Origin of the sequence: Neisseria montereyensis (genome assembly GCF_024834045.1) — a bacterium.
Lineage (GTDB): Bacteria > Pseudomonadota > Gammaproteobacteria > Burkholderiales > Neisseriaceae > Neisseria > Neisseria montereyensis.
Genome location: NZ_JANUXW010000001.1, coordinates 480,512 through 504,583, shown reverse-complemented (window position 1 = coordinate 504,583; position 24,072 = coordinate 480,512). Strand labels below are relative to the sequence as shown.

The window sequence follows — 24,072 nt, the reverse complement described above, 5'->3', positions numbered from 1 at the left end:
TTAACAACTAACTTTAAATACATCAAACGGATTACACAACTGCTTCTTCTTTTTGCTTCTGCGGTTTGGCCAGATTTTCACGGCTCAAGCCAAACATCAGCAATAGCGGGCTGGCAACCAATACCGAAGAATAAATACCGAATACGATACCGATAGTGAGCGCAAGTGAAAAGCCGTGCAGTGCCGCACCACCGAAAATCAGCATAGACAATACCATCGCTTCGGTCGAACCGTGGGTAATCACCGTACGGCTCATGGTTGAAGTAATAGCATTATCGATAATCTGCGGAACGGTTTTATTACGCATACTCGGTTTACGGAAGTTTTCACGGATACGGTCGAACACCACCACCGATTCGTTTACCGAATAACCCAACACCGCCAAAATACCAGCCAAGACGGTTAAAGAAAATTCCCATTGGAAAAAGGCAAAAAAGCCGAGAATAATCACCACGTCGTGCATATTGGCAATAATGGCCGAAACAGCAAAACGCCATTCAAAGCGAACCGACAAATAAATAATAATGCCGATTACCACCATACTTAAAGCCAACATACCGCCGGTTACCAACTCATCGCCCACTTGCGGTCCGATAAATTCGACTTGTCGCAAAGAAACATCTGAACGGTCTTGTCTGAGCAAGTTCATTACGCTATTAGACAATTGCGCTGCAGCCACGCCTTCTTTATTCGGCAGACGTATCATAATGTGCCGGTTGGTACCCAATGCCTGTACTTGAACATCGCCCAACTGAAGCGTATCCAATTTTTCCCGCATCTCATTAATATCGGCACTTTGTTCGTACTGCACTTCCATAACCGTACCGCCGGTAAATTCGACGGAAAAATTCAAGCCTTTGGTTACCAAGAAGAAAACAGCGGCAATAAACGTAACCAGTGAAATAAACGTTGTGATTTTTCCGTAGCTCATAAACGGAATATCACGTTTCATTTTAAATAATTCCATATTGCTTACTCCTGACCGGCTGCTTTATTGGCAGGCTTCCAAACCGTACCGATGGAAATGTGTTTGAGTTTACGACGGCGGCCGTACCACAAGTTAACCAATGCACGGGAAACCACAACCGATGAATACATCGAAGTCAGAATACCCAAACAGTGCACCACGGCAAAACCGCGCACGGGGCCCGAGCCGAAAATCAGCAACGCGATACCGGCAATCAGCGAAGTAATATTCGAATCGACAATGGTCGCCCAAGCATGCTGATAACCGACGCTGATGGCCTGCTGCGGCGGAACGCCATCACTCAATTCCTCACGAATCCGTTCGTTAATCAAAACGTTGGAGTCAATCGCCATACCTAACGTTAAAGCTAGGGCGGCAATACCGGGCAGTGTTAATGTGGCTTGCAAGGCCGACAAAATAGCCAATAAGAACAGAATATTGGTGCTCAAGGCGATGGTTGAGAATACGCCCATTAAGCGGTAATAGAACACCATAAACAAGGCAACAATGGCAAAACCCCATAAAGTGGAATTAAAGCCTTTTTCAATATTTTCTTTACCTAAAGACGGGCCGATGGTGCGTTCCTCAACGATTTCCATCGGGGCAGCCAACGAACCGGCACGCAGTAATAATGAAGTATCATTGGCTTCTGCGGTCGACATACTGCCCGAAATCATAACGCGGCCGCCGGTAATGGCCGAACGGATAACCGGTGCGGTGACCACTTCCGCCTTGCCTTGGTCGATTAACACCATCGCCATACGTTTGCCGACATTTTGTGCGGTCAGATCGGCGAAAATACTGCCGCCGGTGCCGTCCAAATTAATATTAACAGCAGGGGCACCCTGCTCGTCAAAACCGGGTTGGGCATCGTTGATATTGTCGCCAGTCAGCTCGACTTGTTTGCTCACTAAAGTCGGCTGCGGCATCTCGCCGGCGGTATAAAGCAGGTCGTAGCCATCCGGCACATTACCGGCCAATGCCGCCTGAATCTGAGAAACATCATCCGATACCATACGCACTTCCAAAGTGGCGGTACGGCCGATAATGTCTTTGGCTTTGGCGGTATCTTGTACACCCGGCAATTGCACCACAATACGCTCGGCACCGGACTGTTGGATAACCGGTTCGGCCACACCCAATTCATTTACACGGTTATGCAAGGTGGTGATGTTTTGTTTCAATGCATCGCTGCGCACTTGATCAAGCAATTGCTGAGAGAGCGTCACCACCAAGTTATTACCTTGTTCGGTTAACGTTGCTTCAGGGAAAAATTCGCGTAATCTCGGTAAGGCTTTTTCCAAATCGGCCGCATCACGAAACGGAACGGTTAGGCTGTTTTGGGTACGGCGGATAGTACCGCTGCGGATTTTCTGACGGCGCAACTCACGGCGGATATCGCCCGAGTAACGCTCGAATGTTTTCTGAATCGCCGCTTCCATATCCACCTGCATGGTGAAATGTACCCCGCCGCGCAAGTCCAAACCCAAAAACATCGGATTGGCATTGATTTTGGCCATCCATGTCGGGCTGTCGGCCAACAGGTTGAGTGCAGTGATATAGCCTTCGCCCAAGGCATTTTCCACCACATCGCGGGCTTTTAATTGCGTTTCGGTGTCTTTGAAACGGATTTTCAAAGAATTATCGACAATAAACATGCCATCGGTCGGAATATTGGCCTTCTGAAGGGCTTCGGCGACACGGGCTTGGGTTTGATCATTGATAATAATAGATTGTCGGTTGGTGGATACCTGTACGGCAGGCGTTTCGCCAAACAGATTAGGCAAGGTATAAATAATGCCTAAAATAATGGTGAAAACAACCAGCAGGTATTTCCAAAGCGGATAGCGGTTCATGGTAAACCTTCACTTACTGTATAAAGACAAACAGCCGCAGCAGAAATGCAGCGGCTCTTAGGGTAGAAATAATTATTCAACTTTGCCGGAAACAGCGTTGCGTTCGACTTCAACTTCCACATTACGGGCGATTTCCACAGTAAAAAACTGCTCGCCCACTTTGTTAATCGTACCTTTGAAACCGGATGACAACAACACTTTATCGCCACGTTTCAATTCAGCAATCATCGCTTGATGAGCTTTGAATTTTTTTTGCTGGGGTCGCATAACCAAGAAATAAAATACCACCAGAATCAGCACCAACGGGGCAAATTGCATTAAAATGTTAGGTTGGGCTGCGGCATCGGCGGCATAAGCAAAATCAATCATATTGTCCATTCCTTATATAATGATCGGGGCAAACTGTTTGGATTGCCGTCGGAAATAAGCTATTCTAAAGGGCGGTGCGGATTTTTCCAAGCAGTTTCCGCCCATGATGCGTCATATTTATAACAAGGCCGTCTGAAAAATACTATCTATATATTGTAAAACAATGATTTGCGGAAAAACGTTTATGAACAGAATAATACGGTATATGCGTTCAAAATTACGCCGTTTTATCGGCAAACGGGCAAAAACTACCTGGATAAGCCATTCTATTTTCACAGAAAGCTTAATCGATATTTCACATCCCGAATCACCGCAACGGATTCCGGCCATTGAAAAAGAGTTAAAAAAACAAGGTATCTGGAAAACCCTGCAAAAAATTCAAGCACCTGAAATAGAAGACAGCCGATTGGCTTTGGTGCATCCGCGCAAATACCTTCGTTTTCTTGAATCCATGCAACCGCGCAAAGGTAAAATCTACCGTTTAGACGACGATACGGTTATGTGCAGCCAATCATTGCTTTCCGCCCGTTATGCCGCCGGAGCGGTGGTCAAAGCGGTAGATATGGTGATGAAAAAAGATGCTTTTCATGCTTTTTGTGCCGTCCGACCGCCCGGCCATCATGCGCAAAGCGATAAGGCCGCCGGATTCTGTCTGCTAAACAATGTAGCCATAGGTGCAATGCACGCTATTTCACGGTTTCGCCTAAAACGGATTGCCGTCATCGATTTCGATGTCCATTTTGGCGATGGTACGGCTGAAATTTTTAAAGACGACCCACGGGTATTGTTTTTAAACTGCTACCAACAAGACTTATACCCGTTCCCACCCCAATGTTGCGACGGCGATAATACACATTGTGTCAATATTGGATTTCCGTCACAAACCGGTAGTAGTGTTTTCCGTGAAGCCATCCGTGCGCATTGGCTGCCCAAACTTAAAGCATTCAAACCCGAATTGGTTTTACTCTCTGCAGGTTTTGACGGCCATGCACGGGATGAAACCGGCCATCTGAATCTGAACGAAGCCGACTATGCATGGCTAACCGATAAAATTATTCAGACGGCCTCAAGTTGTAAAGGCCGGATTGTTTCGGTTTTGGAAGGCGGCTATACCTTAGATTGCCTTGCCAAATCAGCAGCGGCACACCTGCATGTATTGGCCGGATTAGGCCAACCGGAATATGCGCTTCAATATGATCGGCTTTTAAAAGATCAAGAAACCAAAAACAACTAAATAAGATTTGTGTATCAAGAAAGCCGTCTGAAAGTTTCAGACGGCCTATCATATACATTTATATTTAATTATCCGACTCACGCTTGGCCGCACGTTTGGCACGGATAACCTCAATAATGCCGGGCAATACCGAAATCACAATAATGGCACCGAGCACCAAACCAAGATTATTTTTCACCACCGGAATATTGGCGAAAAAATAACCGGCATAAGAAAACAATACCACCCACAATACCGCACCGATAATATTAAAGCGTATAAACCGACCATAGTGCATATTCGCCATGCCGGCCACAAAGGGCGCAAACGTACGCACAATCGGCACAAAGCGGGCGATAATAATGGTTTTACCGCCGTATTTTTCATAAAACTGATGAGTTTTATCCAAATAACTGCGTTTAAAAACTTTAGAATCCGGATTGGCAAAAAGTTTGGCGCCAAAATATTTACCAATCAGAAAATTAGCCGCATCACCCAAAACGGCCGCCAAGGTCAGCAACAAAACCATCACATGAATATTCATTTCACCGATGGCGGCAATACCGCCGGACGCAAACAACAATGAATCGCCCGGCAAGAAAGGGGTTACCACCAAGCCGGTTTCACAAAAAATAATCAGAAATAAAATAGCATAAATCCATGCACCGTATTGAGAAGAAAGTTCGGTAAGATGCTGATCAATATGTAAGATAAAATCAATAATGGCAGAAAAAAATTCCATTAGCGTAAGCTTCCGTATAAGTGGCCAAAGGCCGTCTGAAAAGATATAAACGGCATGATAGCGTAAGTTTGGATGGTTTCCGGCCTGATTGGTTTCCCGTATTTTATTAGGCCGCTATGTTAAGCAAAAGCCTGCATTCTACCAAACAAACAGCCGGCAGTGCGGCTTGATACGCTTTGCCGAAACAACGTACAATGCCGTCTGAAAGACATTAAAACAGCCCATTTCCGTGAACCAGCTTATTTTTGATTTTACTACTCAGGATTATCCTTCTTTCGATAAATTCTTGGGTACGGCCAATGCCGAACTTCTGCACGTTTTGCAACAGCAACACGGGCAGTTTCTTTACGTTTGGGGGCATGAAGGATCGGGTAAAAGCCATTTATTAAAAGCATGGGTGGCACAAGCCGTAGCGGCCGGTAAAAAAGCCGTGTATATCGATGTACCGCAAACACCGCTTTCCGAACAAATTCTCGATGCCGAATATGTGGCCGTCGATCAAATCGACAAGCTCAGCGACAACGACCAAGCACTATTATTCGCCCTATTCAACCGTTTCCGAAACAGCAATCACGGCTTTTTATTACTGAGTGCCGATGTGCCGCCGCAACAACTGGCCATTCGGGAAGATTTACGCACACGGGTGGGCTACTGCCTGATTTATGATGTCAAACCTTTAAGCGACGAAGAAAAAATAGATGCCTTGGTCAGCATGGCTGCCGCACGCCAGTTGGTTATCGCACCGGAAATCTTCCGCTATCTGCTCAACCATTGGCGGCGCGATATAGACAGCCTCATACAAATGCTCGACCACCTAGACAATTACGCCGTATCTATGGGCAAGCGCATCACCCTGCCCCTTTTGCGCCAACTGCTGAAACAACAGGAAACAGAATGAAAAACCTTGCTATCTTTGATTTAGACAACACCCTAATCAACACCGATTCCGATCATTCATGGCCGCAATACCTAATGGAAAAAGGCGTGGTTGATGTTGAGCATACCCGCAAACAAAATGATAAGTTCTATCATGACTATCAAAACGGCTGTTTGGATATTGACGAATTTCTCAAATTCCACCTCGAGCCACTAAGCCGCTTCAACCGTGAAGAACTGGCCGCCATGCACCAAGAATTTACCGAAAAGTTTATCAGCCCGCATATTTCCCCTATGGCAAAAATGCTGGTACAAAGCCATCGCAATGCCGGTGACGAGCTCTTGGTGATTTCCTCCACCAACGAATTTATCATCACCCCGATTTGCCATTTATTCGGCATTGAAAACATTATCGGCACCCAACTGGAAACCGATGCCGACGGCAACTACACCGGTAACTATATCGGCACCCCCAGCCTAAAAGAAGGCAAAATCACCCGCCTAAACGAATGGCTGGCAGCACGCGGTGAAACACAAGCAAGTTATGGCAAAATTTATTTTTACAGCGATTCTAAAAACGATCTGCCTTTACTGCGTATCGTTAGCGACCCGGTTGCCGTCAACCCTGATGAAGTCTTGCAACAGGAAGCCGAAGAAAAAGGCTGGCCTGTATTAAACTTTAAATAAAAGGCCGTCTGAAATGCCGCAATTCAAACCCGTCGTCGTGACCACAACCGTACCGAACCGCGAAGAAGCAGAGCGTATCGGCAGTTTATTACTAACTCAACAACTCGCCGCATGTGTGCAATACGAGCCCATTTTCAGCCAATATGTGTGGGAAGGCAGCTTGTGTAGCGATGAAGAAATCCGCATTGTTATTAAAACCGCACGTTGCCACTATAAAGCCATTGAAAAAATCATTGTGCAAAACCATAGCTATGACTGCCCGCAAATTATTATGCAACCGATAAGCAGAGGCTTTATTCCCTATCTGCGGTGGATGAAAACCCAATTAGGTTTGTAATTTCCCAATCTGTCTTTATAAATATTTTCACTTTTATTCCATGCAAAACAGGCCGTCTGAAAGATTTTCAGACGGCCTGTTTGATTCTTTAATGCTATACCGGATTAACGCGGTTCGGTACGGCCTAAATATTCATAACCACTAATTTCTTTGGTATCGGTGTTGCCGGGATAAACAAATCTAACCACATCATCATCTTTAGTAACCACTACCGGACCGTTATGTGGAACTTGCTCTAAACCGGCAATCGAGCCTGAATCATTAGCATGGTTATATGCCGGCATGTGTGCACCTTTGGCAGATGCAAAAGAAGCGGCGAAAGTAGCTAAAGCAACGAAAGTAAGCATTGTTTTTTTCATGATAATTGTCCTCCATTATGTGTTATTTTTATCGGTTAAAAATCAGGCGGTACTTCAAACTTGCCTGCTGTGTTGTTATCTTTATTCTATAAAAATCTAAGCGATTGATAAATATCATTTTTGTTTAACATCCATTTCCTAATAAGAAACCATGTAGCGGTAGGTCGTTTTATACTCGGATTGGTTGAAAGCATCTATAAAAAACCAAACAAGCTTGTTCTGACCGATTTTGGCAGCCTATCCGGCCGGATGGATATTTGGTTTTTCAGGCGACTTCTATTGCCTCAGCCATACATATCTTCACGGTATTGATATCAATATGGTGATTGGCTATTAAAAATAGCCTCCCCATATAAAACAGGCCGCCTGAAAAATTTTCAGACGGCCTGTTTGCTTTCTAATACGGCACCGGATTAACGCGGTTCGGTACGGCCTAAATATTCATAACCAGCAATTTCTTTGGTATCGGTGTTGCCGGGGAAAACAAATCTAACCACATCATCATCTTTAGTAACCACTACCGGACCGTTGTGTGGAACTTGCTCTAAACCGGCAATCGAGCCTGAATCGTTAGCATGGTTATATGCCGGCATGTGGGCACCTTTAGCAGAAGCGAAAGAAGTAACAAGAGTAGCTAAAGCGGCGAAAGTAAGCATTGTTTTTTTCATGATAATTATCCTCTGGTGTATTTTTTATCAGGTTTTTAATATTCAGCAATGTTTAAACTGCTGTTTGCTTTGTTGATGTGTGTATTGTATAAAACAACCAATAATTGATAAATAGCTATTTTATTGAGTATTCGTTTCTTAATAAGAAATCTTAAGTTGCTATTAAAACAGCAATATAAAAGGCCGTCTGATTTTCAGACGACCTGTTCGTTTTTTAATGTGGTACCGGATTAACGTGGTTCGGTACGGCCTAAATATTCATAACCAGCAATTTCTTTGGTATCGGTGCTACCGGGGAAAACAAATCTAACCATATCATCATCTTTAGTAACCACTACCGGACCGTTGTGTGGAACTTGTTCTAAACCGACAATCGAGCCTGAATCATTAGCATGGTTATATGCCGGCATGTGGGCGCCTTTGGCAGAAGCGAAAGAAGCGGCGAAAGTAGCTAAAGCGGCGAAAGTAAGCATTGTTTTTTTCATGATAATTGTCCTCTGGTGTATTTTTTATTGGGTTTTAATATTCGGCAATTTATAAACTGCCGTTTGCTTTATTGATGTGTGTATTATATAAAACAACCAATAATTAATAAATATCTATTTTATTAAATGTTAGTTTCCTAATAAGAAATCTTAAAACCAATATGGAAACACAATATGACAAGCCGTCTGAAATCTTTCAGACGGCCTGCCAATCAATACTCAGTTAAAGCTTAAAACCACGGGATTTTTTATACTCTATAATGAGTTGATTCATATCCGGTTTAAAAAAATCAATATATTCATCGCTAATACCCCCGCGATAAGCCGGATGTGGACAACATACTACTTGGCATTTTTGAAAAGATTGAAAGCGAAATTTGGGCTTTCTATAACCAAATGATTTTTCTGTATAAGCAGATTGTCGTGCACCCATTAAAGCTTCAAATTGTGGCAATACTGCTTTGTTATTCAAAACTTGAATTAATTTACTACCTACAAAAATGATTAATAAAGGTTCATATTGTCTAATTAAATCCAAAAAATCTTCTTGGTTATCAATTAATTCTTGTTTAGTATGGCGCCCATCCATATTATTATTCTGTTCATCCAACCAATTGGTCTGTAAAATAGACTTCTGAAAATCTTGCTCTAATGGTGAATTTTCATTGTCCAAAGGGTGCCCCCAATGCTTAAACCATTTTTTAATGGCTCTGTCATAAGGCCAACTATCAGCATCTTGGCCATAACGCAGGCGCTTATTTGAAAATGTACATTCGATACTATAATCAATTTTATAGTCGGGATTTTCTATATTGTGCTTTTCATCGGATTTACTCTCCCCCCATTCATAGCCGCAAATCATAAGACCCTGTTTATCGTTAAAGCCGGGGAAAATAGAATGACCTACCCGATGTTCCAGATTTCTCGCTTTATTATTCATACAGATTCCCTTATAAAATAAAAAATAATTTTAACAATAATTAATCATATAAAAATCAAATAGATTAATTCTTATATCATAAAGCCGTTTGTAATCTTTTTCAAACTTTAGTTAGCTTGACTATAGGCACAAAAAAGCCGTCTGAATCCAGACGGCTTAATTTTCAAATATACAAAAAGCAATTAAATAGCTTTAAGTATTAAGCGCCTTTACCGGTCGCATGGTTGCTATCATCAGGTTTAGGGGCGTTAAATGCCCGTTTTGCTGCCTGAAAAATAGTTTGACGTCTGCGGTGTTGCATCATCGTCTCCTTTCATTATTGTTGTCATTAATATCGGATTAAAGCAATATAATGGCATTAGACATTTATTACAAGCCTTGTTTTGATAAAGAATGTTTATTCTTGTATAAAGCAGGCAAGATGCAACAGTTTCAGACTATCGGATTAATCACGATATTGTCGCCAAAAATGAGCCAACGGGCCCGACCCTTTACCGACACGCCATCCTGCACCCGCCTCTATTGCACCGTGTAAATAGGTTTTGGCGGCAGCCACTGCCGTACTCAGGCTGGTACGCTGCGGGCGCAAAGCGGCAATGGCTGCGGCAAGCGTACAACCAGTTCCGTGCGTATTTATTGTATCGACACGGCTGCTGCGAAAACATTGCGGTTCCTGATCATCTGCCAATAGCCAATCGCTTGCTTCTTTGCTGTCGACCCAATGACCGCCTTTTAATAAAACCGCTTCCGCACCTTTTTCCATCAACTGCTGCCCCTGAGCCAGCATTTCCTCTTCGTTTTTTGCAAGCGGATTGCCTGTTAGTTTGGCCAACTCATTAAGATTGGGTGTAATCACATCGGCTAAAGGCAAAAGTTCTTCGCACATTACGGCAACGGTATCTTCCAAAGCCAAATTATCGCCGGATGTTGCCACCAATACGGGGTCAAGTACTAAAAAGCCGTTATTGTTGTATTTGCGCAATGCGGCAGCAACCGTTTTTATCGTTTCAATATCGGGCAACATGCCGATTTTAACGGCATCGATGCGGATATCCGAAAATACCGACTCGCATTGTGCCGCTATGATTTCAGGCGGAACCGTATGCACGGCCTGTACGCCCTGCGTATTTTGAGCGGTAACGGCAGTAATCACGCTGGCACCATATGCGCCAAGTGCGCCAAATGTTTTCAAATCGGCTTGAATGCCGGCACCGCCGCCGGAATCCGAACCGGCAATCGTCAGTGCTCTGGTGATTGGTTTACTGGGCATTGTTTTTCCTCATTAATAAAAAATATATTCTTATCGTCGATATAACTTAGAAAATCCGACTCCGCCGAGTCGAATCATATTACCAACCGCTTTGGTTTACGAAATATAGATATTATTTTTTCATTTTGGTTTCCAATACAGTGTGCCGTGCTTCAAGCGGATATTGATATTAAAAAAATTTATTTTTTAATAGCCACCAGTTAAACAGCCATAACTGGAAATAAAAGATTGACCAATCACTTTAAATTCAATCGAACGCCGTCTGAAAACAAAACACTACCCAATATAAAATTAAATAACAAAAATATCATTGAAACAACAATGATAATTCTAAGGATAGATAATTTTAAACAGCATTCTGAATGCAATTACCAGCAATAACATGGCAAATGCCAGTTTAAGTTTGGCCGGCGGCAATTTATGGGCGGCTTTAACACCGATAGGCGCAAAAATAATGGTTGACGCACTTAAAATCGCCACCGCCGGAAGATACCAGAAGCCCAAAGTTCCCGACGGCAATCCGCCAATGTGCCAGCCCGAATAGAGATACCCCAGTGCACCCGACACTGCAATCGGCCAAGCCAAACCGGCCGAAGTGCCGACTGCTTTATGAATCGGCACATGACAATACAGTAAAAACGGCACCGATAACGAACCGCCGGCGATACCGACCAAGCTCGATATAATGCCGAACAAAACGCCGACAACGCTAAGTCCGACCCTACCCGGCAGACCGCGCGACGATTCCGGCTTGGATGTCGGCCGGGGCCGCATATCCAATAAGGTTTTCACGGCCATAAATATGGCAAAAGCAATAAAAAAAATCTGCAAACTTTTATTGGGGATATATTTCGCCACAGACGAACCGGCCAAAGCGCCGATAATCATACCCGGCGCCATGTGTATCACCACTTTCCAATCTACCGCACCTTTACGTTTTTGCGCCATCAAACTGGAAAACGTGGTGAATACCATAACGGCAAACGAAGTGCCTACGGCCAAATGTTGCGCATGCGCCATCTGATCCAAGCCTTGAAACTGCAATACCCACAGCACTGCCGGTACGACAATCATGCCGCCGCCAATGCCGAGCAAGCCTGCAATAAAGCCGGCAAAAGCACCCACCGCAAGCATGACAAGAATCAGTTGAATATCAAACATAAACGCTCTTTTTAGCTATCGCAACATCAATCGGCCGATAATATTTATCGGCCATCATTTTCAGACGGCCTGCTTATTCCGGCGTTTTTTCAGGCATTTCCATAGATACATCACATAGCCCGACAGGCTGTATGCCAAGAAAAACAGAAACAATGCCAATGAAGGCTCCAAAGTCACTACCGCTAAAACCAACATAAACATAATCATGGTATAAAACGGTACTTTTTTGCGTACATTAACTTCTTTAAAACTCCAAAACGGAATCTGAACCACCATAGAAAGGCCCGCAAATAATGTAATCACAAGGCAGAACCAAGAGGCAAAAGCAATCTCTTCATAGCTATGGTTTACCCAAATCATGCCGACAATCAAGGCGGCTGCCGTGGGGCTGGGGATGCCGATAAACCAACGTTTATCAACCTTGCCGATTAAGGTATTGAACAAGGCCAAGCGTAAAGCGGCACAGGCACAATAAATAAAAGCCACCGAATAACCGAGTTTGCCAAACTGCCATAATTGCCATTTATAGGCAATCAAAGCCGGCGCCACACCGAAGCTGACCATATCGGCCAGGCTGTCGAGCTGTTCGCCGAAAGCACTCTGGCTGTTGGTCCAACGGGCAATCCGGCCGTCCATACCGTCAAGCAGCATCGATATAAAAACAGCAATGGCTGCCGTTTCATAATTCCCGTGCATGGCCTGCGTAATAGCAAAAAATGCCGAAAACAAGGCTGCCAATGTAAACGAATTGGGCAGCAGGTAAATGCTGTTTTGCGCAAATGAGTCTCTGAATCGGGGGGGTGGATTTTGCTGAATAGTCATTATTATTCCGTAAGCCGTTTCAAAAATTGAATCAATCTGAGGCCGATTATAACGCAAGCCGGTGCCATGCCGTAAATCTACGCCTGTATCTATCCGTCCGAATATTGATGTTATTTTTATCTATTTGATTTTTTATAAAAACAGATAAAATTTAGCTCTTGTTTTTCATTTCCCTCATTGCCGCAAATACCTCCACCTCGCTATTTAACGGCTGCCCGTACCAATCGGCTACATTAGCAATAATATCTGCCCTATCGGTTCTTAAGAAAGGATTAACTTTTCTCTCATGCGCCAAAGTCACGGGAAGGGTCGGGATATTGTCGGCTTCGGCAAGAGCGGCGACAACATCGGCATTGTCCGGCTCGACACGGGCGGCAAAACGCAGATTGGACGCCGTGTATTCGTGCGCGGGATAAAACAAAGTTTCCGGCGGCAGGCTGTTATAGCGCTGTAAAGAAGTAAACATCTGCTCTGCCGTACCGGTAAACACCCGGCCGCAACCGGCGGAAAACAAGGTGTCTCCGCAAAAAACATGCAGGCCGTCTGAAAGTTTGAGCAGATAACCGATATGGGTATCGGTATGGCCGGGCGTTTCCCATACTTCGGCCTCATAACCGCCGAAAGTTAAGATGCTTCCGTCGCGAACATATTCATCCGCCTCTTGAATATCGCGGTTTCCATAAACCTTGCATACAGGAAAAGCCTGTTTGAGTTCGGCAATGCCGCCCGTGTGGTCGCGGTGGTGATGGGTTATCCAAATTTGCGTTAAGCTTAAACCGTTCTCTTTGAGAAAATGCAATACGGGCGCGGCTTCACCGGGATCAATACAAACAGCTTGCTGTTCATATATCACAACCCATATATAGTTATCATTAAAAGCATTAACGGGGGTAATACGGATATTTGGCATGTTTATTCCTTTTCAGACGGCCTAAATACCGTCGTTTTTTATCAGTTTATTATATTCAAGATAGAACCAATTTGAGCATTTGTGTTCAGAATGGATAGCAACATCATCATACAGCCAAACCTTTATCGTTATCGGAATAGCTTTACGATATAATCAGGCCGTCTGAAATCAAGTTATCGGATATTAATGAATTTTTTAGCCGAGTGGTTCAACCCTATACTGCTTATCGCGGCTTTATTGGTGTGGATAGGCATATTGGTGCTTACTGCGAAATCTGCCTTCACAACGGCAGCGCATAACCCTATCGCTGTTGTGGTATCGGCGTTCAGCCTAACGGCATTATGGTATCTCAATGCCGGAATAGGCAGCGGCCAACTGGCGGGCATGAGCTACCACTTAATCGGTATTAATTTGGTGGTATTGATGCTGGGTGCGCCTGCCGCTTTGTGGTTGGGCACGCTACTGCTGATTCCCTATATCGGCTTTAACGGCACGGGAAATCTGATTTCATTAGGGCTGAATGCACTGTTTCTATTGCTGCCTGCCGTTTCCATCAATATCTTATTCCGCCGTATCGCCGCCCGCCTACCCGCCAACCTGTTTATTTACATCTTTTTAAACGGCTTTCTCGCTGCCGCAGCAGGTATGCTGCTCACCGGCTTATGTATAGTTTTATTATTGGAAACGGTTGGCGCATTTACCCATGAAATATTATGGACATCCGCTTTTCCGGTTTTCTTTTTGCTCTCGTGGGGCGAAGCTTTTTTAAACGGTATTTTTACTGCTATTTTCGTCGCCTTGAAACCGCAATGGCTGGTAACTTTTGAAGATTCGCGCTATTTACAAAGCCATAATCAAATCTGGAAATAACCTCCAAAAACCATTAAGGCCGTCTGAAACGGATATTTGTTATGACAAAGAATTTTCTTGAGACTCAACCTCTTCAGCCTGTACTTCCGTAGTTTCATCTTGGCTGACACGTTCCGCCGCAATCTCGGGTAAAACCAGTTCGCCCAATTCCGTTAACGGCGGCAGCGACTCCAAACTTTCCAACTGCAAATCGCTTAAAAATACCGAAGTAGTTGCCCATAATGCCGGACGGCCTATTGAATCGCGATGCCCGATTACCTCAATCCAGCCCCTATCCTGCAAGGTCTGCATTACATTTTGCGATACTGCCACCCCGCGTATGCCCTCAATATCGCCCCGCGTAACCGGCTGTTGATACGCAATAATCGCCAGTGTTTCCATTACCGCACGCGAATAACGCGGCGCACGCTGTTCCTGCAAACTGCCAAGCCGCTCGAAGGCCGCTTGCGCGATTTGAAAACGCCAGCCTTCATGAGTGTGCACCAATTGCAAGGCTCGATTTTGCCAGCGGTTTTTCAAAGTGGCCAACACATCAATCAGCTTATCTTGTGACAAAGGCGGCACACACAATTCACGCATGGTTTTCTCGCTCAACGGCTCGGTTTGCGTTAACAAGGCGGCTTCAATCAGTGCATCAGGTAGAATTTTTTCAGTCATGATTTAAATCGTGTGCAATAAGGTTTCAGACGGCCTATTTTTCAGACGGCCTATGTCCTTTTCTTTCTGCTTTACGCGCTTCGCGCAGTGCTTTTAACTCGGCTTCTTTCTGGCGGGCTTTCTTGAGCCACGCTTCCCATTGGTTCGGCGTTTCCAGTGTAATCCTACCGATTTGGCCGTCACGAAAATCGGTTAACACATTTTCAGCGGCTTTCTGATAATTAATACGCCCGCCACTTAAAATGGTTCCGCGTTTTTTGGCCACCCATTCCAACCATTCATTATCGTTCCAATGGCTGGAAGCATCTTTATCGGCCTGATAACGGGCTTGCAATAAAGTAAGATAATGGCGGCGCAAATAATCCAGCAATTCCAATGCCACCTCTTCCTCATCCAATGCATTCCTGCCGACGGCACCGCTGGCCGCCAGATTATAGCCACCCTCCTCGACAATAATTTTCGGCCACAACATACCCGGCGTATCATAAAGCCAGAAGTCGTCCGCCAAAAATAATCGCTGCTCCGCTTTGGTAATTCCCGGTTCATTGCCGGTTTTAGCAGATTTTTTCCCGGTCATGCCGTTAATCAATGTCGATTTACCGACATTCGGAATACCGCAAATCAAAACGCGCAACGGTTTATCAATCCCGCCGCGATTCGGCATCATGGCACGGCAGGCACGGGTAATTTTAGCCGTTGCCGCCTTTTCGGAAGAATCCAGCGCAATGGCCTGCGTATCCGGCAGATTGTTATAGTATGCCAGCCAAACCTCAGTGCGCTCCGGATCGGCAAGGTCTTGCTTATTGAGGATTTTTAATTTCGGCTTGCCACGGGAAAGTTGTGCCAATAGCGGATTTTCACTGGATGCCGGCAATCGGGCATCCAACATTTCCACCACCATATCAATACTTTTAATACGCTCGGCAATGGCTTTTTTCGCCTTATTCATGTGGCCGGGAAACCATTGTATGGCCATATTTATTCCCTTTAAAATTTCAAAAAATAGAAGGCCGTCTGAAAACAACGGCAGCACTCATAATAAAGTAACGAATCAGGCAGCCGATAAAGGCTGCCTGCATAGGTTTGAGATTATAACATATTGTATTTAGATTTAATTTCTTCATGTTTTCAGACGGCCTATTTCAGTATGAAGTAAGGCCGTCTGAAAACACTGTCAAATCCGTGTCAGTTGACGGTGGCGAACCAGCAATTCATATTGCCCTTTCAATCGCTCCGCCAAAGTTTCCACAACATAAACCGAACGGTGCTGCCCGCCCGTACAACCTATGCCGATGGTCACATAACTTTTGCCTTCTACCTGCATTCGCGGCAACCAACGGCTCATAAAACCGCTAATATCATCAATCATTTCCCCCACTTCCGCTTGCGCACTCAAATAGTCTTGAATGGGCTTATCCATGCCGCAGTAAGGGCGTAATTCGGTATCGTAATACGGATTCGGCAAACTACGCATATCAAACAAAAAATCCACATTGGTCGGTACGCCGTATTTAAAGCCGAACGACTCTAAAATCACCAATAAACCCTTGCGTTCGAGTTTCAACCATTTTTGTACGGTATAGCGCAACTTCTGGGCATTCATTTTGGATGTATCGATACAATAGGCCAATTCGCGTAAAGGATACAGCCATTCCATTTCTTTTTGCAGGCTTTCCAAAAGTGTAAACGTTTGGCCTGAAAGCGGATGACTTCGGCGCGTTTCGGAAAAACGGCGTATCAGAACACTTTCTTCCGCTTCTAAAAAGAGGATTTCGACGTTATGCCCTTGATCGCGCAATAATTGAAGTTCATGTTGCGCCTCTTTAATATCAATACGGGAACGGATATCAATACTGATACCCAACTGTTGGTTACCGCTGTTTTCATTATGATATTGCACTAATTTGGGTAGCAAGCTGATAGGCAGATTATCAACACAGTAATAACCCAAATCCTCCAAGAGTTTGAGCGCAACAGATTTTCCCGAACCGGAAAGCCCGCTAATCAACACTATTTTCATGATTGGTTTCGTCTTCTTTCAACATACTTTGGTGACGCTCTAAAAATTCTTTGGTGCTGTCTTTTCCGCGTAACTGCAAAATATAATTACGCACCGCCACCTCCACCAATACCGCCAAGTTGCGGCCAATGGCAACCGGCAGCGTTACCGAACGGACATTCACATCCAAAATAGATTCGGTTTCGGTGCGGATACTTAAACGGTCAAGCCGTTTCATGTATTCATCGTCTGCCGGAACCAAATTAATAATCAATTGTAATATTTTTTTCGGTCTGATAGAAGTTTCACCAAAAATATGGCGGATATTGAGTACGCCCAGCCCCCGCACTTCAAGGAAATCACGCAACATCGGCGGGCAGCGGCCATCTAAAGTTTCCGGCCCGGTGCGGTATAATTCGACCGCATCATCGGCAACCAAACTATGCCCGCGTGAAATCAATTCCAACGCCAATTCGCTTTTACCCAAACCGGATTGGCCGGTAATCAACACACCGATTTCAAATACATCGAGAAACACACCGTGTTTTACCGTAGAAACAGCCAATACCCTTTGCAGATAAATCCGCAACACATCCATCAGATACGGGCTTTCGCGCTTGGAAACCAACAGCGGCACATTATTGGTATGACAATAGTCCCGCAAGACAGGCGGTACCGGTAAATCATTGGCTACAATCGCCAGCGCCATCGGCAAATCGAAAAGCGCATCGAATCCAACAGCGGTTTCCCCAGACTCCATGCGCTGAAGATATTCCACCTCTGCCACACCCAATACCTGCACTTGATTAGGGTGGATAAAATTTAAATGGCCGACCAACGCCAAAGTGGGTTTGTCGGCCTTCACATCAATACGGTTATCTGCACCGGCCGTACCGGCTGCCCAGCCCAGCTGCAATTTACGCTGGTTATCCTGATAAAGACGGCGTACTGAAATACTGGGCATAATTAGTCTTCACTTAGCAGCCGTTGCACTTCTTCGGCGGAAGAAGCCGTCATTAAAGCATCGCGCACGGCTTTTTGAGAAAATCTGCCTGCCAGTTTGGATAGCACTTCCAGATGTTCGTTAGTAGCATTTTCAGGCACCAACAATACAAAAATCAGCGAAACAGGTTTGCCATCAGGTGCATCGAAAGGAATAGGCTCTTTGGTACGGAAAAACGCACCTACCGCCTTTTTAACCGAAGCATGGCGGCCATGCGGAATCGCCACACCCTGCCCCAATCCGGTCGTGCCCAATTTCTCACGGGAAAACAAACAATCAAACACATCGGAACGTGCCAAAGACGCCTCGTTTTCCAACAAAAGGCCGGCTTGTTCAAACACACGTTTTTTACTGCTGACATCCAAATCCAGCACAATATGGGATAAGGGCAAGATTTCGCTAATCAGACTCATATCATTCTCTTCAATTTTTTAAAGCAAAACAGGAAGCGATTGTACCCACTGTTGGGTTAAATCTCAAATTTTTACTTTAGGCTTTACACTTTGATTCTTCACTCTCAACAGCTATTCCGCTATCAGCAAAAAACGGTTGGAATAACCACTCGAAAAATCAACATCTAATTAGCAAAAATATAATTATAACAATCTCTATTTTCAAATATTTTTATATATTAATAATATAAAATTACATTTTTATACTGATAAAAAATCATATATTTTATAAAATATAAAAAACCATTTTTTAAGAAAATAACTATTTGTCTTTAATATTATATTCATAATTTCTTACCGCTCACAAACAATCATCAAGCGACCATTTCTACCCGCTTCGTGATTTCAATATTATGTCATACTAAATTTAAAAGCTATAAATATTAAACAATATTTATATTTTATCTCAATTTATACCAATGAAGGCCTAACGGTTTTAATGAAATCGCTTGTTCTAATCCTCAAACCAAACTACTAGGAGGTTATTATGAAAGCAGCGCGTTTTTATGACAAAGGCGATATTAGAATTGAAGACATTCCGGAACCGACCGTAGAACCCGGCACAGTCGGCATTAAAGTTGCATGGTGCGGCATCTGCGGCACCGACCTGCACGAATTTATGGAAGGGCCCATTTTCATTCCGCCCTGCGGTCATCCGCACCCTATTTCGGGCGAATCCGCCCCCGTCACAATGGGGCATGAGTTTTCGGGGGTCGTTTATGCCGTCGGTGAAGGCGTAGATGATATTAAAGTCGGCCAACATGTGGTGGTAGAACCCTACATCGTTGCCGATGATGTTCCGACCGGACCCGGTGATCATTATAATTTATCTAAAAATATGAACTTTATCGGCCTCGGCGGCCGTGGGGGCGGTTTGTCTGAAAAAATTGCCGTCAAACGCCGTTGGGTACATCCTATCTCGGATAAAATCCCACTGGATCAGGCAGCCTTAATCGAACCGTTGGCCGTTGGCTATCACGCATTTGTACGCAGCGGCGCCAAAGCAGGGGATATTGCGTTAGTCGGCGGCGGCGGCCCGATCGGATTATTGTTGGCAGCTGTGCTCAAAGCCAAAGGTATTACCGTTATCCTTACCGAATTAAGTGCCAAACGCAAAGAAAAAGCCAAAGAAAGCGGTGTGGCTGATTACATTCTAGACCCGTCTGAAGTGGATTTAGCCAAAGAAGTGATGAAAATTACCGAAGATCGCGGTGTTGACGTGGCGTTTGAATGCACCAGTGTGAATAAGGTACTGGATTCTTTGGTCGAACTCACCAAGCCGGCCGGTGTTATCGTTATTGTTTCCATATGGAGTCATCCGGCTACGGTAAACGTACACAGCATGGTAATGAAAGAACTGGATATGCGCGGCACCATCGGCTATGTGAACAACCATCGTGATACCATAAAATTGGTTGAAGACGGTCTCATTAACCTTGAACCGTTTATTACCCAACGTATCAAGCTGGATGAACTGGTTTCTAAAGGATTTGAAACTTTGATTCACAACAACGAATCAGCAGTAAAAATTATTGTAAACCCAAATTTATAACATGATCGGGTATATCGAAACACAATAGCGATATACTCTGATGAAATAAGGCCGTCTGAAATATTTCAGACGGCCGTTTCTATGTTTTTAATGATAAAGTCAGATAAATAGCTTTCATCACTTTTTATTTCAGCGATAAATAAAAACCTGCTAATCATTCATTCCCAAAGAAAGAAAAATCAGCAGGCTTATTTACCATTTTATTTTATTCTAAACAATTAAATTTTAAGCCTATTGTTTAAATTAAAATTTATTGACGTTTGGCACCATAACCGCCTATCAACTGTTGAGTATTATTGCTATCTTTCAAGCCATAAGTACCACCGATTTCCGCAGCCGATGTACCAAAGAATTTACCGTTCAATTCACCACTCATACCATTAACGGTATTGGCACTACCTTTAAAAGTATTGCTATTGGCTTGCCAAGAGGCCAAGCCTTTCATATTGTAATCTTCGGCAGCGGTTGTAACGCGGGCATTGTTTTGCAAATCGTGTAATTGCGATTGGCTGGTTTCAAAACGTAGGCTTTTCTTAGCAAAATCGGCTACTGCTTTCACATCGGCAGTTAATTGGCGACTGGTGCCGCCATTAGCCAAATAAGCAGTGGTTAAGCCGGAATAAGTTGCCGTACCGCTCGCAGGCATTGCTCCTGACGGAGTTTCAATACCGATGGTTTGATACGCATCAAGTATATTATTATCCTTATCAGAATAATGGGCGAAAGTTTGATATTTCCAGCCGATAGCAGACGGATCTCGTAAAACAATGGTTATACCGTTTGTAGTACGCACCGCATAAATACCGTCCCATTTACTGTCTAACACTTTTTTATCTTTATCTTGACGATATGCAACTTCACGACGTACATCAATATCAGCTGCATTCTCTTTTCCTGTAGAAACAGTTTCTTGAGAGTTGATTTTACTGATACGCTCTATACTATTTGGGGAATTTCCAGGATTTTCAAAGTCATCTCTAAAAGTCAAGCCCAACAAACCAAGTGCATCTTGTTTAGAAAGATCTGTAGGCTCACCTAAATCATCTACAGCAACTTCTCTAATCAAAACAGATTGATTGCTTAACAGTTCATTATTGACCGTACGCAATTGCATATTAGGATTAAATTGTTGCGCCTTACCATTAATAGCTTCACTTAAAAATGCTGTCGGCGCAGGAGATGGCTCATTTAGAGCAGGTAAAGGATTGTTATCTACAATATCGTCAGCACCACCGATACTATTATTATCACTTGGATTGTTATTATTATTAAAAGCTTGCGAAGCCGCTATCAAGCTATTTAATTTATCTATGCTTGCTTGTGGCACTAAACTTTTTTGTTCATTAGATAATTTCTGATAATTATTAATTGCATTTTGTAATGCTGCAATATCCTCAGGCTTTAAGCTTTCGGCTGCAGGAAGCGCTTCAATTTGATCAATCACGCCTTTAGAAGCAATCGCATTATCAACCAAATCACTACTTACACCGATGCCGCCACCACCGCCTCCGCCGCCACAAGCGGCCAATACGGCAGAACAAATTACAGTTAATACAATATTTTTAGCAGACATATTTTTCATAATATCCCTTTGTTGACAAGTGAGTAACCCAAATTTAGGCAGGCAGCCTAAATTAACATTTAATTTACAATTAACATCTAATTGTAAATATATACACATTGAAATACAATCATCATTAACAAATATAGTTATATTTTTTTAAGAAATATACCCATTTTGCAACAGATATAATAGATTTAAGCTAAAGTAATGCCGGACAACCCGATTGGTTCATTAATTAACGATTAATCGTATCGGTAATATAAAAATTAGGCCGTCTGAAAACGTTTCAGACGGCCTAATAAGAATGACGCAAATAAAAAAACATCAATCCGAAGATTGATGTTTTTTTAATAAGATTGGCGGAGTGGACGGGGCTCGAACCCGCGACCCCCGGCGTGACAGGCCGGTATTCTGACCAACTGAACTACCACTCCGCACAAAAAACTTGGTGGGTGATGACGGAGTCGAACCGCCGACATTCTGCTTGTAAGGCAGACGCTCTACCAACTGAGCTAATCACCCGCTGCAAGAACGTGATTAAACCAAAATTCCTCATACCATGCAAGCATTTTTATCTATATCAATCTATTTTTTAAGCAAACATATGAAATTTAAAAATTAATTTTTAAAAGCTATTTACCTTATTAAAACAGATGACCGAGCTTTTCCGCTTTGGTATTTAAATACCGCTTGTTTTCGATGTTTTCCCCCACTTGCAGCGGCATACGTTGAACCACATTAATACCTGCATTGGTTAGCGACTCTATTTTTTCAGGATTATTGGTCAGCAGCTTCACTTCTTTCACACCTAAATGGTCGAGGATATGTTTGGCCAAAGTAAAATCACGGGCGTCCACCGGTAGCCCCAAAGCCAGATTGGCTTCAACCGTATCCAAGCCGTTATCTTGCAAATGATAGGCGCGAATCTTATTAATCAAACCGATACCGCGCCCTTCTTGGCGCAGATAAACAATCACGCCGCGCCCTTCTTTTTGCACGGCCTGCATGGCGGCCTGAAGCTGCGGGCCGCAATCACATTTTTGAGAAAATAACGCATCCCCCGTAAGGCATTCCGAATGAACGCGTGCCAAAACTGCTTCTCCGTCGTCAATATCCCCCATCGTTAAAGCAACATGTTCCTGCCCGCTTTCTTCTTCAAAGCCGTGCATAGTAAATACACCCCATTCGGTCGGCAACCGGCAGGAGGCGACAAATTTTAGTGGTTTAGTCATTTTTATCTTCTTGTATATCTTCTTGCGAATCTAATTTTAATAAAGCTTTCAATGGATCGATTAAGGCTAAGGCCAAAGCCACCCAATCGGTTTGCACGCTGTCATCTAATACATCTTTTTCGGCATATTCGACATGCACAATACCCAATACCGTACCGTTTTCGGTAGCAACAGGTAAAGTGAGCTGGCTGTTACAACGTAAATTATGATCACCATGCAAGGCTTCCTGTTCCAGCCAGTAAGGTATATCGGCGGCAATATTCGACCAACCCGTTTGAGCGGTGCGCACGGCTAAAGAAGAATCGCTGTTTTCTTCCGTCACATCCAATTTGGATTCAAGCGCCTTCCCTTGCGCAGTTAAAGACACCAAAGAGGGCTGCTTTTCTTTTTCAGACGGCATCAACAAATAAACCGCCGCACTTTGCGGAGTGGGTTGGGTACGGCTGAATACGGAATCTAACGCCATAAAAACCTGCTTTAGCCATTTTTCATTTTCAGAACCCTGCTCAATATGGTCGGACAATGCCATATCATGGTTTTCATACCACAATACCTGATGTTCTATGGCAGCCTGCCCTGCATTCATCACCGTTTGGGCGGCCAAGTGTGCTATTCTAACCTCTTCTTCAGGCAACCGCATTCCTTGAGTTTGCAGATAATCTTTAATCAGTAAAACAGACATGGCTTCCTCTCTTTATTTTTAAACCCCGTTGAGGCCGCCTGAAACATTCAGACGGCCTCAACGGGGTTTAAATAGGTCTTTTATGTTATTTTTCAAGTAAACAATATTGCATCTTATACAACTTACGGTATAATGCGCTTCTTCAAATTTTAAATTCTGCGGAAGTGGCGAAATTGGTAGACGCACTGGATTTAGGTTCCAGCGCCGCAAGGTGTGAGAGTTCGAGTCTCTCCTTCCGCACCAAATCATAAAAAACAGCCTTTTAAGGCTGTTTTTTTACGCCTGATCAAATATACATTTCTACATTAATCTATATTTATCAATAAATTAAAACCAACTCTTCTTTCATTTCGCACATTACCATTTCTTGGCTTTTATTCTTCATTATCCACTTTTATA

The 24,072-nt window shown here is 43.8% G+C and carries 26 protein-coding genes and 3 tRNA genes; 7 read left to right on the top strand and 22 right to left on the bottom strand.

All coding sequences use genetic code 11. The features are described from left to right. Nucleotides 1-31: 31 nt before the first annotated feature. The 3 genes from secF to yajC all read right to left on the bottom strand — a co-directional run bounded on the left by secF (nt 32) and on the right by yajC (nt 3,192). Nucleotides 32-967, bottom strand: a complete 936-nt coding sequence (secF, locus tag NXS09_RS02280; RefSeq protein WP_259290930.1) for a protein translocase subunit SecF — start codon at nt 965-967, stop codon at nt 32-34. A gap of 5 nt (nt 968-972) precedes the next feature. Continuing rightward, a complete protein-coding gene (gene secD / locus NXS09_RS02275; protein WP_259290929.1) occupies nt 973-2,823 on the bottom strand; it encodes a protein translocase subunit SecD in 1,851 nt (616 codons plus the stop codon). A gap of 72 nt (nt 2,824-2,895) precedes the next feature. Beyond that, nucleotides 2,896-3,192, bottom strand: coding sequence for a preprotein translocase subunit YajC (gene yajC, locus NXS09_RS02270; RefSeq protein WP_259290928.1), 297 nt, complete (start codon nt 3,190-3,192; stop codon nt 2,896-2,898). Nucleotides 3,193-3,376: 184 nt separating this feature from the next. Between yajC and NXS09_RS02265 the strand changes: the two genes are divergently transcribed. Then, nucleotides 3,377-4,426 carry a histone deacetylase family protein gene (locus NXS09_RS02265; protein WP_259290927.1) on the top strand — a complete coding sequence of 350 codons (1,050 nt, stop codon included), beginning with the start codon at nt 3,377-3,379 and terminating at the stop codon, nt 4,424-4,426. A 64-nt stretch (nt 4,427-4,490) separates the two neighbouring features. On the opposite strand, the gene NXS09_RS02260 is transcribed toward NXS09_RS02265, so the two are convergent. Continuing rightward, on the bottom strand, nt 4,491-5,147 hold the full coding sequence (locus tag NXS09_RS02260) for a DedA family protein (RefSeq protein ID WP_259290926.1): 657 nt from the start codon (nt 5,145-5,147) through the stop codon (nt 4,491-4,493). Nucleotides 5,148-5,376: 229 nt separating this feature from the next. Between NXS09_RS02260 and hda the strand changes: the two genes are divergently transcribed. From hda to cutA, 3 genes are read left to right on the top strand one after another with little or no spacing between them, the layout of a single operon-like run. Beyond that, entirely contained in the window at nt 5,377-6,045 is a 669-nt protein-coding gene (gene hda / locus NXS09_RS02255) for a DnaA regulatory inactivator Hda (RefSeq protein ID WP_259290925.1), read from the top strand. Continuing rightward, on the top strand, nt 6,042-6,710 hold the full coding sequence (locus NXS09_RS02250) for a histidinol-phosphatase (RefSeq protein WP_259290924.1): 669 nt from the start codon (nt 6,042-6,044) through the stop codon (nt 6,708-6,710). The genes hda and NXS09_RS02250 overlap by 4 nt, the downstream gene beginning before the upstream one ends. Nucleotides 6,711-6,723: 13 nt before the next feature. Then, nucleotides 6,724-7,047, top strand: coding sequence for a divalent-cation tolerance protein CutA (gene cutA / locus NXS09_RS02245; protein ID WP_259290923.1), 324 nt, complete (start codon nt 6,724-6,726; stop codon nt 7,045-7,047). Nucleotides 7,048-7,151: 104 nt separating this feature from the next. Here the strand turns inward: cutA and NXS09_RS02240 are convergent, their stop codons facing one another. The 8 genes from NXS09_RS02240 to gloB all read right to left on the bottom strand — a co-directional run bounded on the left by NXS09_RS02240 (nt 7,152) and on the right by gloB (nt 13,653). Then, a complete protein-coding gene (locus NXS09_RS02240; RefSeq protein WP_259290922.1) occupies nt 7,152-7,406 on the bottom strand; it encodes a hypothetical protein in 255 nt (84 codons plus the stop codon). A 413-nt stretch (nt 7,407-7,819) separates the two neighbouring features. Further along, nucleotides 7,820-8,074 carry a hypothetical protein gene (locus tag NXS09_RS02235; RefSeq protein WP_259290921.1) on the bottom strand — a complete coding sequence of 85 codons (255 nt, stop codon included), beginning with the start codon at nt 8,072-8,074 and terminating at the stop codon, nt 7,820-7,822. A gap of 230 nt (nt 8,075-8,304) precedes the next feature. Further along, on the bottom strand, nt 8,305-8,559 hold the full coding sequence (locus NXS09_RS02230; protein ID WP_259290920.1) for a hypothetical protein: 255 nt from the start codon (nt 8,557-8,559) through the stop codon (nt 8,305-8,307). A gap of 223 nt (nt 8,560-8,782) precedes the next feature. Continuing rightward, entirely contained in the window at nt 8,783-9,499 is a 717-nt protein-coding gene (locus NXS09_RS02225) for a hypothetical protein (protein ID WP_259290919.1), read from the bottom strand. A gap of 445 nt (nt 9,500-9,944) precedes the next feature. After that, a complete protein-coding gene (gene thiD, locus NXS09_RS02220; RefSeq protein WP_259290918.1) occupies nt 9,945-10,769 on the bottom strand; it encodes a bifunctional hydroxymethylpyrimidine kinase/phosphomethylpyrimidine kinase in 825 nt (274 codons plus the stop codon). A gap of 330 nt (nt 10,770-11,099) precedes the next feature. Further along, complete coding sequence (locus NXS09_RS02215; RefSeq protein WP_259290917.1) at nt 11,100-11,930, bottom strand: sulfite exporter TauE/SafE family protein; 831 nt, start codon at nt 11,928-11,930, stop codon at nt 11,100-11,102. Between the two features lie 60 nt (nt 11,931-11,990). After that, entirely contained in the window at nt 11,991-12,752 is a 762-nt protein-coding gene (pssA, locus tag NXS09_RS02210) for a CDP-diacylglycerol--serine O-phosphatidyltransferase (RefSeq protein WP_259290916.1), read from the bottom strand. Nucleotides 12,753-12,903: 151 nt separating this feature from the next. Then, nucleotides 12,904-13,653 carry a hydroxyacylglutathione hydrolase gene (gloB, locus tag NXS09_RS02205; RefSeq protein WP_259290956.1) on the bottom strand — a complete coding sequence of 250 codons (750 nt, stop codon included), beginning with the start codon at nt 13,651-13,653 and terminating at the stop codon, nt 12,904-12,906. Between the two features lie 195 nt (nt 13,654-13,848). Between gloB and NXS09_RS02200 the strand changes: the two genes are divergently transcribed. Beyond that, entirely contained in the window at nt 13,849-14,532 is a 684-nt protein-coding gene (locus NXS09_RS02200) for an energy-coupling factor ABC transporter permease (protein WP_259290915.1), read from the top strand. A gap of 39 nt (nt 14,533-14,571) precedes the next feature. On the opposite strand, the gene scpB is transcribed toward NXS09_RS02200, so the two are convergent. The 5 genes from scpB to ptsN all read right to left on the bottom strand — a co-directional run bounded on the left by scpB (nt 14,572) and on the right by ptsN (nt 18,604). Continuing rightward, nucleotides 14,572-15,189, bottom strand: a complete 618-nt coding sequence (scpB, locus tag NXS09_RS02195) for an SMC-Scp complex subunit ScpB (protein WP_259290914.1) — start codon at nt 15,187-15,189, stop codon at nt 14,572-14,574. 34 nt (nt 15,190-15,223) lie between these two features. Next, a complete protein-coding gene (gene ylqF, locus NXS09_RS02190) occupies nt 15,224-16,165 on the bottom strand; it encodes a ribosome biogenesis GTPase YlqF (protein WP_259290913.1) in 942 nt (313 codons plus the stop codon). Nucleotides 16,166-16,363: 198 nt separating this feature from the next. Next, complete coding sequence (gene rapZ, locus NXS09_RS02185) at nt 16,364-17,209, bottom strand: RNase adapter RapZ (protein ID WP_259290912.1); 846 nt, start codon at nt 17,207-17,209, stop codon at nt 16,364-16,366. Then, complete coding sequence (gene hprK, locus NXS09_RS02180; RefSeq protein WP_259290911.1) at nt 17,190-18,152, bottom strand: HPr(Ser) kinase/phosphatase; 963 nt, start codon at nt 18,150-18,152, stop codon at nt 17,190-17,192. Before hprK ends, rapZ begins: the two co-directional genes overlap by 20 nt. Nucleotides 18,153-18,154: 2 nt before the next feature. Then, entirely contained in the window at nt 18,155-18,604 is a 450-nt protein-coding gene (ptsN, locus tag NXS09_RS02175; RefSeq protein ID WP_259290910.1) for a PTS IIA-like nitrogen regulatory protein PtsN, read from the bottom strand. 526 nt (nt 18,605-19,130) lie between these two features. Here ptsN and NXS09_RS02170 point away from each other — a divergent pair. Beyond that, a complete protein-coding gene (locus NXS09_RS02170; protein ID WP_259290909.1) occupies nt 19,131-20,195 on the top strand; it encodes a 2,3-butanediol dehydrogenase in 1,065 nt (354 codons plus the stop codon). A gap of 250 nt (nt 20,196-20,445) precedes the next feature. On the opposite strand, the gene NXS09_RS02165 is transcribed toward NXS09_RS02170, so the two are convergent. The 5 genes from NXS09_RS02165 to NXS09_RS02145 form a co-directional block, all read right to left on the bottom strand. After that, the gene (locus NXS09_RS02165) at nt 20,446-21,777 is read right to left on the bottom strand and encodes a transferrin-binding protein-like solute binding protein (protein ID WP_259290908.1); all 1,332 of its coding nucleotides are present in this window, start codon (nt 21,775-21,777) and stop codon (nt 20,446-20,448) included. Between the two features lie 339 nt (nt 21,778-22,116). Continuing rightward, nucleotides 22,117-22,193: transfer RNA gene (locus NXS09_RS02160), tRNA-Asp, on the bottom strand. 12 nt (nt 22,194-22,205) lie between these two features. After that, a tRNA-Val gene (locus NXS09_RS02155) sits at nt 22,206-22,281 on the bottom strand. 122 nt (nt 22,282-22,403) lie between these two features. Then, nucleotides 22,404-22,991, bottom strand: a complete 588-nt coding sequence (gene ribA / locus NXS09_RS02150) for a GTP cyclohydrolase II (RefSeq protein ID WP_259290907.1) — start codon at nt 22,989-22,991, stop codon at nt 22,404-22,406. After that, nucleotides 22,984-23,673, bottom strand: coding sequence for a hypothetical protein (locus NXS09_RS02145; protein WP_259290906.1), 690 nt, complete (start codon nt 23,671-23,673; stop codon nt 22,984-22,986). Before NXS09_RS02145 ends, ribA begins: the two co-directional genes overlap by 8 nt. Before the next feature lie 158 nt (nt 23,674-23,831). On the opposite strand from NXS09_RS02145, the gene NXS09_RS02140 reads away from it, so the two are divergent. Continuing rightward, a tRNA-Leu gene (locus NXS09_RS02140) sits at nt 23,832-23,916 on the top strand. Nucleotides 23,917-24,072 lie beyond the last annotated feature (156 nt).

What these genes read in the sequence shown, in the direction of transcription:
- NXS09_RS02165 (WP_259290908.1), bottom strand. Translation starts at nt 21,777, where the DNA reads ATGAAAAATATGTCTGCTAAAAATATTGTATTAACTGTAATTTGTTCT.
- secD (WP_259290929.1), bottom strand. Translation starts at nt 2,823, where the DNA reads ATGAACCGCTATCCGCTTTGGAAATACCTGCTGGTTGTTTTCACCATT.
- ribA (WP_259290907.1), bottom strand. Translation starts at nt 22,991, where the DNA reads ATGACTAAACCACTAAAATTTGTCGCCTCCTGCCGGTTGCCGACCGAA.
- NXS09_RS02235 (WP_259290921.1), bottom strand. Translation starts at nt 8,074, where the DNA reads ATGAAAAAAACAATGCTTACTTTCGCCGCTTTAGCTACTCTTGTTACT.
- cutA (WP_259290923.1), top strand. Translation starts at nt 6,724, where the DNA reads ATGCCGCAATTCAAACCCGTCGTCGTGACCACAACCGTACCGAACCGC.
- NXS09_RS02145 (WP_259290906.1), bottom strand. Translation starts at nt 23,673, where the DNA reads ATGTCTGTTTTACTGATTAAAGATTATCTGCAAACTCAAGGAATGCGG.
- hprK (WP_259290911.1), bottom strand. Translation starts at nt 18,152, where the DNA reads ATGCCCAGTATTTCAGTACGCCGTCTTTATCAGGATAACCAGCGTAAA.
- ptsN (WP_259290910.1), bottom strand. Translation starts at nt 18,604, where the DNA reads ATGAGTCTGATTAGCGAAATCTTGCCCTTATCCCATATTGTGCTGGAT.
- NXS09_RS02230 (WP_259290920.1), bottom strand. Translation starts at nt 8,559, where the DNA reads ATGAAAAAAACAATGCTTACTTTCGCCGCTTTAGCTACTTTCGCCGCT.
- scpB (WP_259290914.1), bottom strand. Translation starts at nt 15,189, where the DNA reads ATGACTGAAAAAATTCTACCTGATGCACTGATTGAAGCCGCCTTGTTA.
- yajC (WP_259290928.1), bottom strand. Translation starts at nt 3,192, where the DNA reads ATGATTGATTTTGCTTATGCCGCCGATGCCGCAGCCCAACCTAACATT.
- NXS09_RS02240 (WP_259290922.1), bottom strand. Translation starts at nt 7,406, where the DNA reads ATGAAAAAAACAATGCTTACTTTCGTTGCTTTAGCTACTTTCGCCGCT.
- thiD (WP_259290918.1), bottom strand. Translation starts at nt 10,769, where the DNA reads ATGCCCAGTAAACCAATCACCAGAGCACTGACGATTGCCGGTTCGGAT.
- ylqF (WP_259290913.1), bottom strand. Translation starts at nt 16,165, where the DNA reads ATGGCCATACAATGGTTTCCCGGCCACATGAATAAGGCGAAAAAAGCC.
- NXS09_RS02265 (WP_259290927.1), top strand. Translation starts at nt 3,377, where the DNA reads ATGAACAGAATAATACGGTATATGCGTTCAAAATTACGCCGTTTTATC.
- pssA (WP_259290916.1), bottom strand. Translation starts at nt 12,752, where the DNA reads ATGACTATTCAGCAAAATCCACCCCCCCGATTCAGAGACTCATTTGCG.
- rapZ (WP_259290912.1), bottom strand. Translation starts at nt 17,209, where the DNA reads ATGAAAATAGTGTTGATTAGCGGGCTTTCCGGTTCGGGAAAATCTGTT.
- NXS09_RS02170 (WP_259290909.1), top strand. Translation starts at nt 19,131, where the DNA reads ATGAAAGCAGCGCGTTTTTATGACAAAGGCGATATTAGAATTGAAGAC.
- secF (WP_259290930.1), bottom strand. Translation starts at nt 967, where the DNA reads ATGGAATTATTTAAAATGAAACGTGATATTCCGTTTATGAGCTACGGA.
- NXS09_RS02260 (WP_259290926.1), bottom strand. Translation starts at nt 5,147, where the DNA reads ATGGAATTTTTTTCTGCCATTATTGATTTTATCTTACATATTGATCAG.
- NXS09_RS02200 (WP_259290915.1), top strand. Translation starts at nt 13,849, where the DNA reads ATGAATTTTTTAGCCGAGTGGTTCAACCCTATACTGCTTATCGCGGCT.
- NXS09_RS02250 (WP_259290924.1), top strand. Translation starts at nt 6,042, where the DNA reads ATGAAAAACCTTGCTATCTTTGATTTAGACAACACCCTAATCAACACC.
- NXS09_RS02215 (WP_259290917.1), bottom strand. Translation starts at nt 11,930, where the DNA reads ATGTTTGATATTCAACTGATTCTTGTCATGCTTGCGGTGGGTGCTTTT.
- NXS09_RS02225 (WP_259290919.1), bottom strand. Translation starts at nt 9,499, where the DNA reads ATGAATAATAAAGCGAGAAATCTGGAACATCGGGTAGGTCATTCTATT.